This is a genomic window from Phytohabitans flavus, assembly GCF_011764545.1.
In the GTDB taxonomy this organism is placed as follows: domain Bacteria; phylum Actinomycetota; class Actinomycetes; order Mycobacteriales; family Micromonosporaceae; genus Phytohabitans; species Phytohabitans flavus.
This window is the reverse complement of record NZ_AP022870.1, coordinates 6,536,292-6,552,076: the sequence shown is the minus strand read 5'-3', so window position 1 is coordinate 6,552,076 and position 15,785 is coordinate 6,536,292. Positions and strand designations below refer to the sequence as shown.

The window sequence follows — 15,785 nt, the reverse complement described above, 5'->3', positions numbered from 1 at the left end:
CGTCCGCCCACTACGGATTGAGGTGCGGGCATACCGGATCCTGGCAACGTGGCAGCCCCAGGTGTACTCGCTCAACAGCCAAGCCTCGCTGTTCGCGGCCAGAGGTTGGTCAGCGCTCGACAGAATCGCGACGACGCTTACGGCGTACATCAGGGGCATCCGTAGGGCAGCGGCGAGTGGCTACCCACAATGTTTCCGGCTGAAGGATGTGTATTGAGCGTGGATCAACGTGGCCAGGGACGACACGGTTTCGACGTGCGACGTGTTGGCCGGGCCATCCGAAAGCTCCTTGCTCAGCGCCTCCACTGCCTCGTTGTACCGCTGGACGGCATCGCGCAGATTCGGGGCCAGTTCTGCCGGCAAGGTGTCCATACCGGCCGTGAACTGTTGGCCGCCGGCTAGGACGGCGCCGATCGTCTCGACGCTAAGGCGCCCAGTCAGTTCGATGGTGATCGGTGGGTCGCTGTCCAGCCAGGCCGCGAACAGGTCCCTGATCTGGACGCATTCAGCCTCCGACGGCGCCAGGACAGGCGCGATGGGCTCCGGTGCCCGCGCGGCATCCTCCTTGATGTAGCGGTAGCCAACAACGACGCCGCCGATGGCGAGGGCGCTCACAACGAGAAAGGCGAGCAGTTGGGGCCACACTTTCCCGCGGGGCCCGCCAGGTCGCGGACGGCCGGTCCGTACCGGATTCGGGTACATGTCGGCGCCGCGGTACTCAGAAGGATGCACGATCAGAACTTCCACAAGGGCGGGCTTCCCGCTGAGACACTCAACCACGACTACACGACCGTCTTCGATCTTCCCAGCATCCTCGGCGGCAACCTGGGCCAATACTCCGAAGGCGTCACCTATGACGCCTGGGGCAGGGTGGAACAACAAACCATCGGCGGCGCGCAACCCAACCGCGCCTTCGTGACCAACACCTACGACGACCACACAGGTCGCCTCACCGACCAACTCGTCACCCGCATAGGCACCGACGAGGTCGACAAACAGCATTACGACTACGACAAGGTCGGTAACCCCCTGCGGCAGGTCTCCACCCGGCTCGGCTCGGCCAGCACGTCCGAGACCCAGTGCTTCCGCTACGACAACCTGCAACGGCTCACCAAGGCCTGGACCGCCACCGACAACTGCGCCACCGAGCCAACACCGACAAGCCGCGCCATGGTGGGCAGCAACCTCGGCAGCACCAGCGCCTACTGGACCGGCTGGGAATTCGACCCCGCCGGCTACCGGACCAAGCAGACCCGCTACTCCACCACCGGCGGCACCGACACCACCACCAACTACACCTACAACGGCAACGGCGCCGGCCAGCCGCACACCCTCACCAGCACCTCCACCACCGGCGCGACACCCGGCTCCACCAGCTACGGCTACGACAGCGCCGGAAACACGACCAGCCGCAACGCCGGCAACGGCAACCAAACCCTCACCTGGAACGACGCCGGCCAACTCACCGCCATCAACGGCAGCACCGCCGGCAACAGCACTTTCCTCTACGACACCGACGGCAACCTGCTACTCCAGAAAGACCCCGGCACCACCACCCTCTACCTACCCGGCCAGCAACTCACCCTCAACACCACCACCCAAGCCATCACCGGCGTCCGCTACTACAACCTGCCCGGCGGCGGCCAGGCCATCCGCACCGGAACCGGCACCAACTACAAATTCGCCATCACCGACCGCCAAGGAACACCCACCCTCTACCTCAACAACACCGCCCAAACACCCACCTGGCGCCAGTACACCCCGTACGGCGACACCCGAGGCGTCATCTCCGCCTGGCCCGACAACCGCGGCTTCCTCAACAAAACCATCAACACCGCCACCGGGCTCACCCACGTCGGCGCCCGCGAGTACGACCCAGCCATAGGTCGGTTTATCTCCGTAGACCCGATCATGGACCGGGCCGACCCGCAACAATGGAACGGCTACACCTACAGCGAAAACAACCCCATCACCTTCAGCGACCCCACCGGGATGAAATCCTGCTCCGACGACCGTTGCGGTCCTGGGGCCGATTACGTAGACCACAACGGCGACTACGTCAAAGTCAAAGGCGACAACGACGGCTGCGGCGGCAAATGCCTCAACCCCCCACCCACCCAGCAGACCTACTGCGGACGCGGCGGATGCACCACCACCACAACCGGACCACGGAAGCTCTGCGGCAGAAGCGGCTGCTACATCGCCAACGACCAAACACCACCAAGGTCCACCCCGGTCACCCGCCCAGCCTCAGACGGCGCCACCGCAACCCACGGGGCCCTGGCGATCTGCGGACTCCTTCCCTTCATCGGCGAACCATGCGACGCCATCGACGGCGCCATCTACCTCGCCGAAGGAGACCTCGGCGGCGCCGGACTATCCGCCATCTCCACCATCCCCGGAATCGGCTGGGCAACCGGCGGCATAAAAGCCGCCCGCGCCACAGAACGAGCCGCCGAGCTCGCCAAGGTTTGCAAACGCGCCAACAGCTTCGCACCCGGTACCCACGTACTCATGGCAGACGGCTCCACCAAACCGATCGAGGACGTGGAAGTCGGCGAAGAGGTCGTCGCGACCGACCCGATCACTGGCCGCACCGAGGCCAAAGCCGTAACGGCGGTCCACCTCAACCTCGACCACGACCTGACCGACCTCACCATCTCGCTCCCTGGGGCGGTGCCTCGGTACTACACACCACCGCGGAGCACCCGTTCTGGAGCCTCACTCGCAACAGCTGGGTCAACGCCAGCCAGCTCTTGCCCGGCGAACACGCCCGAACCTCGGACGGACAGACGGCCACTATCACAGCCGTCAGGAACTTCGTCGCTGCCCGGCACATGCACAACCTGACAGTAGCCGACATCCACACCTACTATGTTCTAGCTGGTAACATACCCGTTCTGGTCCACAACGATCCGATGGATCCGCTGAGTTTCGGACAGGGGTATACGGGGCGGATGGATACCTTCGTATCCCGAGGTGGAAACGCAGGGTTTGAGATTCACGTCTACCACAGGGGCAGCGAAGTCGGCATCTTTGGAAGCCAGGGCTTCTTCAACAAGCACGGACTAACCGGCGCGCCGGAAGGTATGCCCACGGGTGTTTACAACACGATCAGAGACACCGCCATTACTAAGATGAGGGCCATGGGGGTCATCAAACCGAAGGGCCATGAAGATGTTACTGGCGACAAGTGGAAGCGGCCGCTTCCGGGAGATGCTTGCTAATGAGATTCATTCGAGTCGAAGCTATCGTGGAAGATGGATGGCACAAGGGATACTCGCTTGACCCAGAGCTATACCTAAGTGAACTTCCTGCAATCCAGTCCGACTTGCCAGAAGGTGCAAGAAGGTTTGCTCTGGACGAGGATCATTACAATTTCTATGGGTCGAGATGCATTAAAGATCTAAAGCTGGCTGAAGCGTGGCTGACTGATCGGAACGACAGCGTTTGCCTGGAAATTCGGTTTGCGCCAAACCAATTCAAGCACGACCAAGGGCTCGCGATTCGTTATGCGGACGTTGTCGAATTCTCGACCTCGATAACGGCCGAACCCAGAAAGAGCAATGTCCGGCCTGATACGCGACGGCTCGGTGATGTCCAGCTGGATGAGATCTTGCCGCATGAGAAAGGCTTTAGCCATGAGGTTCAAATGACGGGTGGCTCACTCTGGATTGTGGCCGGGGATCTGTCCTACGAATGGGTTGATTCGCCACAGCTCGCCGATGAGAAGGTCATGGAAGGCCCTGGAAAGGCCTAATTGTATGCGCGCTCATAGATGTGTAGCCTGACCTGCTATCCATCGGTTGCGGCTGCGTAGGTTTCGGTGCCTGGGGCGTGTCCACATCGGACCGGTCAAGACGGCGGCGGGGGAACGTGTCGTCGCCCTCGACGCGGCCACGATCGCCGTGCTGCGCGAACATCGGTGCCGCCAGTATGCGTTGGTCAAGGGTGTGGGGCGGTGCTGGCGTAGTCGGCCATGACGTCGGCGCCACGTTGACCGCCACATGGTCGGCGACCGCCGCCCAGGTGCGTGGCCGGCTCACCGGCGACTTTTCCCCTGAGCGTCAACGCCAGCACGCTCAACCTGACGGACCTCGACCATGACCACGGGGAAGACGATTAGGGACGCCCAACCCCGCAAGCGCCGAGCCCGCGCCCTCACACCGTTCCCCGAGTGACCGCAACCGATCAGCGAGAGCAGGCCGCGCGGTGACCCCAGAACACCACCACGGGCCTCGTCGGTCTGATACCGGGTATCGTGCTCGGGGTCAGGCACTTGCCTCCGCCGATCCGCAGTCGACACCGAACCCCGTCCCGCAGACACGACAGACGCATGACGCTGGCGGCCAACCGTAACCGGCTGCGGAACACGACTGCCGTGCCAAACGAAAGAAATGACGTGAGCGTCTGACGGCCAGAACGGTGCGGCGTGTTTGGCTACGGGTGTTCTGTGTCGCGCTGTTGGGCCAGCTGCGCTTGGAGGTCGGCGATCTGTGCCTCTAGCTCGGCTCGGGTGCGACGGCGGGGAAGCCGCGGAGCCGTCGTCGGGTCCGGTTGAGGTTCACCTGATCGGTCGAGTGGTTGGAATGCCACCACGATCCGGCCTGCCGCGCCACATTCAGTGCAGTCGAGCGCACGCTGGGGCGGGTTGTCGTCCAGCGATTCGGTGGGTAGTCCGTGTCCGCAGGAGAGCTTCACCTGCCATCGGCGAAACCGTGACGGATGCGGCTTCGGACCGGAGAGCAGTTCTCGTAGCAGCGAGATCTGCTCGTCCGATAGTGGTGGTGCCTGGTCCACGACTATCCGGATGTGCGCCATCATCTTGTCGTGGGCCGCCTGCTTCTCCATGTCATTGGCGTCCGGTACATAGCTTGCCACGGGCGCGTTGAGGGACTCGGGCTCGGCCATGCTGGCACGCTACGAGACTCCGACGCGCATCGTCCCACGCTGCGGAGCAGTCACCCACACGAGGGCATCGAACGAACCATCTGGGCCAGGCTGCGACTCACCGCGCGTCAGTCCTGGATGATCGGCCTCACGGCGAAGCAACCGCATCAGACAGCGTGAACGGCTCTTCCGCCGCGAGTCGCGCGGCCTCGAGATGTCGACAAGTACCTGTGGATGCTGGCCAAGGAACGGCACCCATGAACGTCGGCTAGACCTCGCGCCCTGAAGGGCCGGCCGACGGTTGCTTAACCCACGTCGCCACCTCGGTCGAGCCGCCGCCGCGGGCAGGCATCCTCATTTAGCCGCGAAGCGCTCGCTGTGCCCCGTCACCGTGCCCTCGCTCGCCGCATGCCTGCGCATGGGCGTACCGCGAGGAGGGCCGTGCCTTGGTGGTCGAACTGGCCGTTCGGCGCAGCGTCACTGGGAATGGTGACAGGGTGGTCCCCAGGGCCCCGGCAAAGTCGTGACGGTGTCTGGCTTGTGAGGCTTGGAGTAGAAGCGCCGATGTTGGTGGCAGCAAGACGGGCATGACCGGCTCAGAAGATCATCAAGGTTCTCAACGCCATGCTGATCGCCCGAAGTGAGTCATGCCCGCGCCGCCATCATCGCTGATCTCGTCCTTGTCCTGCGCACCGGCTCTGACCGTTGTCGAAAATGTGGACGTGGAGGTCGCTCTCGACGACGGAAGTCGTTGGTCTGCAACTCTGTTGACACTGGCTGAAATTCGACGCCTTATGGACCGGTGGAAAGTTACGGGGGAATGTCTCGATGGCTCGTACTTTCAATGTGCTGATCTTGTGATATTTGAGCGCGGGGGTATTGAGACTGCAACGGACCTTCTGGGCCGGCTCGTCAGTACTGGGCAGATCCGAGACGCCTTTGTGCGGATTGATATCGAAAACTGATAATGCTCGCAAATTGCAGTGAAGGGATTTTGTGATGAGTGATTCGGTCTTTTTTTTGGGGGGCAGCGCACGTGGCCAGTCGCGTAAGGTTGCGGTCATGCTGATGTCGACTGATCATTACCATCGAGATGTTTAATCAATCCGACATGGCAACGCTGCCTTGCGCTGTCGGGTCGAAGTGGCGCCGTACGCTCAGGTCGCCTCCTGGCTTCCATGTCACCCTGGGCTCCTCGGCTTGATTGATAGCTGAGGTAGGACTTGCAGGAGCCTAGGTCACCCAGCGCGCGCAGGTCGTCGGCGAGGGTGAGCAGGATCTCGGTGTGAGCGCGCACCATTGGGGCTGGAGCGCGTCGGAGATGTCGAAACACCATAAGCGTTCTTCTGCGGTCGCGATCAAGCTGCCAGCATCCACGATGGAGGCTCGGATGAGACGGCTGCGGGAGCTCGCCAGCAACCTCGCGACGTGGTCGTCGCGGGCCGCGTGGGGGTTCCGTAGGATTGCGCGGGGCAGAATAGCGCATTGACGGAGTAAGGCAGACCTGAGGGAAGCGTGGTAGTGGCCGGATTGCCGCTGGATCTGCAGCTGAATGTCGACGTCCCCGCGGGTAACTTTGCAGACGTCGCCTTCGACTGGCTCGACGGCGTTTCGCAACGCCTGGCTGCAGAGCATCGAAAGGAGCTGGCATCCCTTCCTGCCCGGGTGGCCGCCAACAAGGCGGATCCGCACGGTTCTCTCGGTGAAACCGCCTTGTTGTACGGGACGGTCGAGGTTAGCCGGGAAAGGGTGGACGCTCCTGCCAAGGCGACTGAGCGTATCTGCTCCGATGCTGGGCTGCGATGGCTTAAGGAGGAGCTGCAGGACTTTCCATCAAGTGTCGACCTGGAAATCGGTCAGCTTGACGAGGCGGGGTTTCGGTCTGGGTGGTCACTGTTTCTCACGGTGCGCCGCGCGGCGCAGTCACCCAACTGGCTGAGGCTACACGCGGTGGTGGATGAGGACCGCTTCAATGACCGCGTGGCTGGGCCTGGTCTGCAGCGGGAGTGGCTCGACGTCATGTGGTCGTATGCCGACCGGCTCGACCCGGGATTCGGGCAGGTCGCATACGCGTATTCGACAAGCGGGCAGACTGCGCTCGAAGACCGACTTCGCCCGCAGGAGTACGAACGCGAGTACCGGGAGCCGGAATACACCGTCAACGAATGCCGAAAGTTTCTCCGCGGGTACTCGTGGCTCACTATCGTTCCCAAGGAGCTCGTGTCGAAGGTCGGCGGGTTGGACGGCCTGCGGCAGTCGAAGGCGTTTGAGGAGGTCGAAGAGCTGTCAGGCGGCGGAGTGTGGCTTCTGGCCACAGCAGACTACCGAGACTATGCCGGCCCTGTGGTAGAGGAAGTCTTCCGTGTTCTGGCGCCCGCACTGCGCCCAGGCACCCCGCGACCAGTGGTTCGGTACTACCCTGGAGAGCGGCCGCACCCGCTGGTCTTCGAAGACGCCGCGAGCGTTGCTCCACGAGGCTGACGCCGTCAATTGAGGGCGCGCGGCGCCGCGATTCGGAAGATCTCTGTCGCGACCGTCAGGAGATCGCCTCCAGGGATATCCCCCGGGCAGTGGCGCCCGCCATCGCGGTGGCCAGCTGCGGCGATCAGCCCTGGTAGGGGGTGGTCGTCGGTGCATGGTGACTTCGCCGGTGGAGGGCCGGCGGAGGGCCGCTGGCACGGCAGAGTGCCGTCAGGTCGGCGGCGCGAGCCGTAGCAGGGTGTCTTTGGCGACTGGAAGGCCGAGCCGCCGGGCGGGCGGCGAGCGCCACCGCAATCTTGGCCAGGATCTGTTGCAGCAGCGGTGTTCGCCGCGCGTGTGGCCGTGGCAGATCCTCTACCTGCTCAACGAACGTCACCGCCGGACATGCCTCGGACACGCACTTGAGGCGGCGCACCAGCAGGTAGATCACCACCGTACAGCCGCCTAGCGCGGCGTCCGCAAGCCCGACGAAGGTATCGACCATGTGCACGCCTCGACAGGGTCCTGCACTGTGGACACTGCCCCGGCGAGCGCGAGACCGGGCTCGAAGCACGAGTGCCCCAGCGGACTGCTCGACCAGGTCAACGACCACTTGGACAGATGAGGAATTGGCCAGCGAGGTGGCGCTGTGGTGGCGTGTTCATGCCTGGATGTTGAGCCAGAGGTCGCCGGCACGTAGCCACAGGATGCCGTCGCGGCCTGGCGGCATCGCAAGACGACGGGACCAGGCAACTCGATTTTCTGCTGGCCCGTAACGGTCCAGCGTCCGTCGACCAACTCGTTATGCGTCACCCGGGTCGATCGCTTGTTATGGTCGCGTCGGGTCAGAATGGCGTGGCGGGCCGCCCACGATCCCGCCATCAACCTGACCTACTACCGCGGCCGCATGCTGGTCGACTACGCCTGGGCGACCCGGGGGCCGGGCCGCCGCCCAGCAGGCGCTGCGCTCGGCCGCAGAGATCTACCGACGGCTCGGGGCGGCCGGGGAGACCCAGCGGGTCCGGGCGCTGCTGGAGCAGGCGCCGCCCGCGGACCGGCCGGCCGGCCCCGCGTGGCCCTCACCGAGCGTGAGCGGGGCGTGCTCGTGCTGCTCGCGCGGGGGATGAGCTATGCGCAGATCGCCGAGGCGCTGTTCGTCACCCAGAAGACGGTCGGCTACTACGTGTCGAACATGTACGGCAAGGCCGGCGTGACTAGCCGCCACCAGTTGACCGACCTGGCCGGGTGCGAGCCGGACCGGTTCACGGTGCCGGTCACAGCAGGGGGTCGATGAAGCCGGATGCCGGGGCCGCTGAGTCGTGGCCCCGGCACGGTGATATCACGCCCAGTTGCACAGGAGCGCGGCGAAGCCGGTGCAGCGCGGGCCCGAGCCGCCGTCGCCGCTGGGTGTGCTGGGCGGCGCCGGCGTGGGCAGCCCAGCCCGTCGCCACGTCTGGGAGCCCGGCAGCGCATAGGGCGCCTTCTGCTCCAGCATTCGCAGGTAGGACCCGTTGACCGGGGCGAACGTGTCCGCGGCCGAGAGCACCGGGTAGCTCTCGATGTTGCGGTCGGGGGCCAGCATGGCGGAGTTCATCATAGCGAAGTCGGCGCCGCGAGGCTCAAGGTTCAGCGACCTCACCCCGTCCCTCATCATAGTGTGACCGTAGGGGTAGGTGTATGTGTTGCCGATGATCCACAGCTGGTTGGTCTGGTTGACGCCGTTGATGCCGCAGGCCCAGGTGTCGGCGACGGCGCCGACGGCCGGCTGGTCGCCGTGGGTGCCCAGGCACGTGGCGTGGTCCCAGTCGTTGCCTCGGACGCTTACGATCCGGTACAGCGCGGCCCAGCCCGGCCCGGTCCACTGAATGTTCGGCGGCGGCGTGATCGCTGTGCTGCCGGCCCGCTGGAAATACCACCGCTGGGTCGGGCTCTGGTCGTTGGCCGGCTTCAGGCGGGCCGGGGTGTTCCACCCGTTGGCCGGGTCGTTGCTGTCGATACGCAGGCCGGCGTTGTAGCTGTTGCCCAGGAAGAAGGCGTCGCCGCCCATCTGCACGATCGTCCAGTCGGCGCAGTCGTTGCCGGTCTCGAACTTGCTACGCAGCCGGGTGTTGTCCGGGGCGACGCAGAACGCCTCGTTGATGCCGAGGTAGCGGTTGGTGCCGGCCGCCTGCAGGCTGAACCGCTTGGAGCCCGGGCTGGTCTCGCGCGCCTGCCATTGCGTGGCCACCTCGCAGGCCACCTGGGTGAACCGCTCGCCGTCGATGTCACCGCCGGGCATGTCCAGGCACTTGCCGGAGTTGACGTTGCGCAGCCGGCCCCAAGCTCCCCACAGGATGTCCTGCCCGCCGACGCCGGGCAGGAACTGCCACAACTGGTTACGCTGCGCCAACCCGTCAGCGGTGGTGACCTTGCGGTGCACGTCGACAGTGGCCCCACTGGCGGTGCTGTCGCCGTGCACGGTGAGTAGCTGGCCGGAGAAGCTCAGGCGGATCTCCAGCAACAGGGACGACGGGCCGCCCAGATCGCCCTCCCCCGCGTCGAAGGGGCCGGCGGCGGCCGGCGCCGCCGGGCCGCCCAGCAGGACCCCGGCGGCCATCAGCAGCGTCGTGCCGAGCGCGGCCAGGGACGGAACGATGCGCTTCATGTGCGTTCCTTCGCAGGTCGGATGTGTTGTCCAGACCATGCTCAGACGAACGCGGCCCGGGGGTACCGGGCAAAATTCCTAGTCCTGCAACAAGCTCCCCACGGCCTCCACGACCGTGGTCTCGGCGTCGCGGGGCCGGCCAGCCGAGGCCTCTCGGCGCGGCCGTCGTGGATGATCGGCCGCAGCGGCTCGGCTCCCGGCGCACCCTCGGTCGACACGCGCCAGACCCGGTCGCCGAGCCGGCGGCCCAGCACCCCGGCCACCTCCAGGTAGCTCAACGCGGGCCCGGCAACGACGGCCAGGAAGCGCTGCCCGGCGGCCCCCGGGAGGCGGTATCGCGCGCAGGTACAGGTCGGCTACATCGCGCAGGTCGGCGATGCCGAACCCGCGGCGGGGCAACGACCGTCCCGCGCAGCATCATCTTGATCAGCGTGGCGAGGAGCGCACGCGGCCGCGAGGGCCGGCCCGAGGATGAGGGTCGGGTTGACCACGGCAGCTCCATGCCGCCGTCGGCCCGGATCAGGTCCCACCCGGGTCGCGCGGCGCAGGTTGCGCCGGCGTCGGTGGCCCACCGCACGGTGGGTTTGCGGGCCGCTAGGGCTGGTTAGCGGCTGTCAGGATGGCGGCATGTCCGAGGAGGGTGGGACGCGGGTCCGGTTCGGTGACTTTCCCGACTGGTACCGGCCGTTGTTCGACGTCACCGATCCCGAGGTCGCCTTCGACCTGGCCAGCAAGCATCTTCGACGTAAACGGCTGCGCGGCGGTCCGCGCCGCGTGCACACAGCGCTAGCGGAGGCGTGGTTCGAGATCGCGGCCGCGGCGGCGGGTTCCGCGCAGGTGCACTGGAGGATCAGCGCGGAGCACAGTGAGCACGGTTTCGCCGAGGATGCCCGGTCGTGGATGTATCGCGCGATCGCGGCCGAGTACCCGCTGCGCGCCGGCGGCGTCGGGGTTGACCCGTCGACGTTTGCCATCACGCTCGACGAGCGTGGGGTCCTGCTCGGTCAGGATTTCTCGGTCCAGGTCGTGTCCACCGACCCGGAAACCGCGAAGGTCGCGCTGGCCGCCGCCGGCAAACGATTCATGCTGGTGACCGCCGACGGTCGGGAGTACTCCACCGAGGATGAGCTCTGGCAGCGGGTCAAAGCCGACGACAGCTGGCGCACGTACTCACCGAACAACGTCTCAGATCCCCAGGACCACCCAGCGGGTCCGAGAATCTACTGTGACTGCAAGGACGGCGTCATGCCGCTCATGGCAGCCACCATGATCCGAATCCTCGTCCAGCAGCTACGCGCGGCCGGTATCGACCAGGCGCAAATCCGCCCAACCGCCGACTGACCCCCTCGCATCCGCTCGGCCGGCATGCGTGTGCGTTCCGGCCGGCCGGAACGCACACACAGGCGGTCGGGCACGCGATGTGAGCGTCTTGGCAGACGCGCCCTTGCGAGCCCGCCGCACAATCCACGCTGTGGCCCGCTGGCTTACCTACCCCCGTACCAGACGCGACAGACGGCTGGTGTTGTGCGCGGGTCTGACCGTGCCCGGCCTGATCGCGGCTGTCGGTGACCTCGCCGGCTGGCCGTCCTGGGTAGCCATCGCCGGCCTGGTCGCCGCGGAATTGACGGTGTGCCTGCTGGTGTGGACCCCCAGCGTGTGGACGGCCGCATCGCTGGCGGTCAAGACACTGGCCGTGGCCGCAGGCATAGCGTCCTTTTTCTGGATGATCACGATGACGCAGGCGCCCCGGCTCACGGTGCTCGCCCTGCGGGGCGAGCCGGTGATCGCGGAAGTCGTGGAACACGACGTCATCGACTACGGCAGACACGAGGAGCACTGCTACCGCTTGCAGCGCGCCAACGCCGTTGCCATACCTGGCCGGATCTGCCGCAGCCGGGACGAACTGACCAAGGGCCGGACGGTCACCGTGCTGGTCGACCCAGGCGGCCTGATCGCTGCCGAAACACCGGCCGAGGTCGCCCACGCCCCCTTCTGGCAAACCCTCGCCCCGATCAGCCTCACCGCAACCCTCATCCTCTGCTGGATCAGCGGCGGCATCACTGCATCCCCACCCGCACAACGGCAGAACTACTGAGATCCACGACTCGCGGCATCGCGCAGCTGATCAACCGGTCTCTTCGCGCTGTTCGAGCCACTGGCGTACTGCGGCAAGGTCGGCGTCGGTCAGTCCTAGCAACGGGTCGACGCGGCGCAGCAGCGCCGGCTGCGCGTGGTGCGCGGCAACCCAGCGCCGGTCGGCGTCCGTGGTCTCATCATCGAGCCAGACGAACGCACGTCCGGCCGCCCACCGCGTCAGGTGCACGGTCTTCCAATGCACACCACGCCCCGGTTCCTCGTCGTCATCCGGCCAGTCCACGACCGAAAGCACCGGGAGGCCGAGCCGCGACGCGACGATCTCGTTCGCCGCCGCCATCCACGTGCTCGCCCAGACCAGCTCGCCCGGCAGGGCGAGCAGACGCTCGCCGTCAGCCGGATCGAGCCGATCCAGCAGCGGATTGCCGAAGCCGTCGACAGCGCTTCTTACCCCGCAGCTGGAACGGCGTGTGCCGGCCGACCCGCCCCAGAAAGGGACAAACACGCCGTCAACATCGACAAAGATCAACGGTCGCGTGGCGCCGCCAAGCACGCTGAAACCGCACCCGTACACCGGCGGCACGCCCGCGGCCCCCAACTCCAGCGAGGATGACGCTCCGCAGCGCGCGAGTCGCGGCAGATGCGGATGGCCTGATTTGGCTGCACGTCCGCGATCGACGTTCGCGAACCGATCGCGGCAGTCGAGACCTACGGTGGGACACGTGTGCCGACTGGCGCGTGACAGTTGAGCCCCTGGGCCGCGATGATGTGCGCCATGGATCCGGGCGGTTGGGGCGAGATCGACGAGATGATCGTTACGCGACAGATCCTGCCCGCCCTGCAAGCGATCCGGGACCTCATCGCGTGCTCGTTGCCGCAGGCGATCGAGGTGTTCTCGGACCGCTACGCCCTGCTGCGCGAGCGGCGCCCCACGATTTCACCGTCGGGCCGGCCGAGTACGCGCACGGCGTGTACACGTAGATCCGATACAACGGCGCCCACCACGCGGCATGAGAGTGAACCAAAGCGCACCGCAGAAGAAAGATCGCACACAGACGAGAGCCTCCGTATTCTCGTGGCTGCCTACGCCTCAATCGTGGCGTCGTTGCTTCTATCCGACAAGTGATCGAGTGGGCATGGGAGCGCAAGGTGAGCAAATCTTGTTGAACTCGTCGTACGGGCATGGCAAGGCGGCGGGCGAGGAACAATCTAGACAGGGGTGTTAACTTGGAGGCACGAGGTCCACGCGAGAGCGGAAGACTTGAAGGAGGCCGACTTGTCAAGGAAGTCCGTATCTTTCCAAGACCTCGTACGACGCCGGCAGCGGGCTGGATTCGTCGGCCGCGAAGATCAGATCGACCTATTCAAGCGCAGCTTCGATCTGTCAGTAGACGACGAAAGCCGCCATTTACTATTCGGTATCCATGGCGATGGTGGCGTTGGGAAGACTTTTCTCGTTCGCCAGCTACGGGGATTGGTTTCCGAACGAGGTGCACTCTCGGCATATATCGACGAGTATTCGTTCGATGTGCCTGAGGTGATGGCCACCCTCGCCTCCGAGCTTGGGCGTGATTTTCGCGACTTCAGAGATCGATACGAGGAGTACCTTAAGCAGAGAGATCAACTGGTTCGAGACCCACAAGCTCCGCTGGACGCTTGGGGTCGTCTTACGCGGACAGCAGTGAAGGTGGCACTGCACGCGTCGAAAGGCATTCCTGGCGCGGCACCGATTGTTGATTTGGTCAATGCCGAAGAGGCGGCTGACGCTGCCGAACAGGTCAGGATCTACCTGACTCGCAAGTTGTCCGATAGCAGGGACGTCCGCCTACTAATGAATCCAGTTGAGGAGCTGACGCCCGCGTTCGTCCGGTGTCTTGCTCGGGCTGGGGCGAAGCGTGCCATCGCTTTGTTCTTCGATACCTATGAACGAACTTCTCCCCTTCTCGAAACCTGGATTATCCAACTTTTGGAGGGTCGCTTCGGGGAGTTGCCAGCAAATCTGGTATTGACAATTTCCGGCCGGCACCCCCTTGACGCCGACCGGTGGTCGGACTACCTGGACATCATCGCTCCAATCCGGCTTGTGTCGTTTACCGAAAAGGAAGCTCGTCGGCTGCTGAAGCTAAAGGGAGTCACCGACGAACGCGTGGTCAAGACGATCATCGCAGTGTCTGGCCGACTGCCACTACTCGTGGCGTTGCTTGCCGAGAGTCGTCCTCGGGATCCGTCCGATGTCGGTGATCCAAGTGGTCCGGCAGTCGAACGCTTCCTAAAATGGGAGGGTAACCCCAGCGCCGAGAGGCAGCTTTGCTAGGTGCCCTGCCTCGCCGTGTCGACGCCGACATCCTAGGCGTACTTACAGGCGTAGACGATGCCCGAACACCGTTTCGTTGGCTTTGCGCACTCCCCTTTGTCGCGGCTCGTGCGGGCCGATACGAATACCATGATATCGTGCGGTCTCCGATGATACGCATACAGCGCACACAATCGCCAAAACGGTGGCGCGAATCGCACTCGCGGTTGGCTGCAGCTCATGAAGCGTGGCGTAATTCGTTAGGCGCCAACAATGAATGGCTAAACGCCGAGTGGTTCTACCATCGCTCGGAAGAAAGCTACCATCGCCTGTGTCTGGCGGCCGACGAGACTCTTCCAGAATCGTTGATACTTGCCGTCGCCGCCGCCAAATCAGGCGCATCGGCAGCACGTCGCTGGGCAGAAATGCTACGCGATGCGGGCCGCGATGCAGACCACCTGGAGGTTGTCCGATGGGGAGAGCGACTCCTGGCAGCGGTAGACGACCAGAGCCAGGAATGTAGCGAATACCTTACCGAACTTCTGACTGATGCCCCGCTGTCGTCCCTGGCACGAGTTGAGGCACTCGTTGAGCGTGGTCGTCTCTATTACGCTACAGATCGAGAGGCGGCTGCGCTTATGGATCTGACAGAAGCGATTCGCACAGACCCAACCATAAGCAAAGCTTGGGAATCCAAGAGTGAGGCAATCGATACTCCGATCTCCATATCTGTGGATGCTTATCTCGATACGGACGATGACGCGGTCGGGCAAAAGGTTCTGGCTGCGTTGGATGAGTTGGCGGACTTGTTGGGATACGAGGGGCCAATTGACGAGCAAACATTCCGGGGATCGATTTGGCGTCGCGCGCTGGCGACCTTAAGGGGGCGCCCGTCTTCTAGCGAAGTTCGCGATCGCCTAGCACGCGTAGAGCGCGCATTAGTGCTCTCCAGTCTAGAAATGAAAATAGCAGACGTAGATTCGAAGACCGCGAGTGCAGTAGAGCAGCTTATCGTATCTCTCACGAACGTACCAGAAGCCTGCCTGCGCGTGGGATCTCTTCTAGTCATCAAATATCAAGACGTCTCAGGTCCGATCATCGTCGCCCGAAGTCTCTCCGTAATGGAAGTCCGCGCGCTGGAGCGCTATCCTGAGATTCAGACTGATCCGAAACGCGCACTTCAGTCCTTGGCCGTTGTTGCCGACAATATCCTTGCAGATAATATCGACCTGGGCTTCGATGTGACGGCGCGCGACACGCGAAGTTCTGAGGAGAGTTAGGTCTTGTCTGCTCGGCTTGGACTGCCTTAACCGCTCGACCCTTAGAGTCCGTATTGGCAGGCCGAGACGAACCCACTTCGTCGGCCAATCCAACATGATCACGAGCGCTCTTCGGCAGGTGAGT

The 15,785-nt window shown here is 64.3% G+C and carries 13 protein-coding genes and 1 pseudogene; 10 read left to right on the top strand and 4 right to left on the bottom strand.

The features are described from left to right. Positions 1-180 precede the first annotated feature (180 nt). Positions 181-615, bottom strand: coding sequence for a hypothetical protein (locus Pflav_RS28570; protein ID WP_173039637.1), 435 nt, complete (start codon positions 613-615; stop codon positions 181-183). Between the two features lie 111 nt (positions 616-726). Between Pflav_RS28570 and Pflav_RS48100 the strand changes: the two are divergent. The 3 genes and pseudogenes from Pflav_RS48100 to Pflav_RS28555 all read left to right on the top strand — a co-directional run. Then, positions 727-1,983 (top strand): annotated as a pseudogene (locus tag Pflav_RS48100) (RHS repeat-associated core domain-containing protein); the annotation flags it as partial. Further along, positions 1,935-3,227: a polymorphic toxin-type HINT domain-containing protein gene (locus Pflav_RS28560; protein WP_180201316.1), complete on the top strand. Its 1,293-nt coding sequence runs from the start codon at positions 1,935-1,937 to the stop codon at positions 3,225-3,227. The pseudogene Pflav_RS48100 and the gene Pflav_RS28560, both read left to right, overlap by 49 nt. Before the next feature lie 26 nt (positions 3,228-3,253). Next, positions 3,254-3,760: a hypothetical protein gene (locus Pflav_RS28555; RefSeq protein WP_232072028.1), complete on the top strand. Its 507-nt coding sequence runs from the start codon at positions 3,254-3,256 to the stop codon at positions 3,758-3,760. A gap of 680 nt (positions 3,761-4,440) precedes the next feature. Here the strand turns inward: Pflav_RS28555 and Pflav_RS28550 are convergent. After that, positions 4,441-4,911 carry a hypothetical protein gene (locus tag Pflav_RS28550; RefSeq protein ID WP_173039633.1) on the bottom strand — a complete coding sequence of 157 codons (471 nt, stop codon included), beginning with the start codon at positions 4,909-4,911 and terminating at the stop codon, positions 4,441-4,443. A gap of 1,500 nt (positions 4,912-6,411) precedes the next feature. Here Pflav_RS28550 and Pflav_RS28545 point away from each other — a divergent pair. Both Pflav_RS28545 and Pflav_RS28540 read left to right on the top strand, forming a co-directional pair. Then, positions 6,412-7,371, top strand: coding sequence for a type VI immunity family protein (locus Pflav_RS28545; protein ID WP_173039631.1), 960 nt, complete (start codon positions 6,412-6,414; stop codon positions 7,369-7,371). 829 nt (positions 7,372-8,200) lie between these two features. Beyond that, the gene (locus Pflav_RS28540; RefSeq protein WP_173039629.1) at positions 8,201-8,644 is read left to right on the top strand and encodes a helix-turn-helix transcriptional regulator; all 444 of its coding nucleotides are present in this window, start codon (positions 8,201-8,203) and stop codon (positions 8,642-8,644) included. 45 nt (positions 8,645-8,689) lie between these two features. Here Pflav_RS28540 and Pflav_RS28535 read toward each other — a convergent pair whose 3' ends face one another. Next, the gene (locus tag Pflav_RS28535; RefSeq protein WP_173039627.1) at positions 8,690-9,994 is read right to left on the bottom strand and encodes an RICIN domain-containing protein; all 1,305 of its coding nucleotides are present in this window, start codon (positions 9,992-9,994) and stop codon (positions 8,690-8,692) included. A 627-nt stretch (positions 9,995-10,621) separates the two neighbouring features. Here Pflav_RS28535 and Pflav_RS28530 point away from each other — a divergent pair. Together Pflav_RS28530 and Pflav_RS28525 are read left to right on the top strand one after the other, a co-directional pair. Further along, on the top strand, positions 10,622-11,335 hold the full coding sequence (locus Pflav_RS28530; RefSeq protein WP_173039625.1) for a hypothetical protein: 714 nt from the start codon (positions 10,622-10,624) through the stop codon (positions 11,333-11,335). A gap of 199 nt (positions 11,336-11,534) precedes the next feature. After that, the gene (locus tag Pflav_RS28525) at positions 11,535-12,089 is read left to right on the top strand and encodes a hypothetical protein (RefSeq protein WP_173039623.1); all 555 of its coding nucleotides are present in this window, start codon (positions 11,535-11,537) and stop codon (positions 12,087-12,089) included. A 30-nt stretch (positions 12,090-12,119) separates the two neighbouring features. Here Pflav_RS28525 and Pflav_RS28520 read toward each other — a convergent pair whose 3' ends face one another. Next, positions 12,120-12,641 (bottom strand): HAD domain-containing protein, encoded by a 522-nt coding sequence (locus Pflav_RS28520; RefSeq protein ID WP_173039621.1) that lies wholly within the window; start codon positions 12,639-12,641, stop codon positions 12,120-12,122. A 222-nt stretch (positions 12,642-12,863) separates the two neighbouring features. Here Pflav_RS28520 and Pflav_RS28515 point away from each other — a divergent pair, with 222 nt between their 5' ends. The 3 genes from Pflav_RS28515 to Pflav_RS28505 all read left to right on the top strand — a co-directional run bounded on the left by Pflav_RS28515 (position 12,864) and on the right by Pflav_RS28505 (position 15,661). After that, entirely contained in the window at positions 12,864-13,214 is a 351-nt protein-coding gene (locus tag Pflav_RS28515; RefSeq protein ID WP_173039619.1) for a hypothetical protein, read from the top strand. Positions 13,215-13,364: 150 nt separating this feature from the next. Beyond that, positions 13,365-14,402 carry an ATP-binding protein gene (locus Pflav_RS28510; RefSeq protein ID WP_173039617.1) on the top strand — a complete coding sequence of 346 codons (1,038 nt, stop codon included), beginning with the start codon at positions 13,365-13,367 and terminating at the stop codon, positions 14,400-14,402. A 137-nt stretch (positions 14,403-14,539) separates the two neighbouring features. Continuing rightward, complete coding sequence (locus tag Pflav_RS28505; RefSeq protein ID WP_173039615.1) at positions 14,540-15,661, top strand: hypothetical protein; 1,122 nt, start codon at positions 14,540-14,542, stop codon at positions 15,659-15,661. Positions 15,662-15,785: the final 124 nt, after the last annotated feature.

What these genes read in the sequence shown, in the direction of transcription:
- Pflav_RS28560 (WP_180201316.1), top strand. Translation starts at nt 1,935, where the DNA reads ATGGAACGGCTACACCTACAGCGAAAACAACCCCATCACCTTCAGCGA.
- Pflav_RS28550 (WP_173039633.1), bottom strand. Translation starts at nt 4,911, where the DNA reads ATGGCCGAGCCCGAGTCCCTCAACGCGCCCGTGGCAAGCTATGTACCG.
- Pflav_RS28540 (WP_173039629.1), top strand. Translation starts at nt 8,201, where the DNA reads ATGGCGTGGCGGGCCGCCCACGATCCCGCCATCAACCTGACCTACTAC.
- Pflav_RS28535 (WP_173039627.1), bottom strand. Translation starts at nt 9,994, where the DNA reads ATGAAGCGCATCGTTCCGTCCCTGGCCGCGCTCGGCACGACGCTGCTG.
- Pflav_RS28530 (WP_173039625.1), top strand. Translation starts at nt 10,622, where the DNA reads ATGTCCGAGGAGGGTGGGACGCGGGTCCGGTTCGGTGACTTTCCCGAC.
- Pflav_RS28515 (WP_173039619.1), top strand. Translation starts at nt 12,864, where the DNA reads ATGGATCCGGGCGGTTGGGGCGAGATCGACGAGATGATCGTTACGCGA.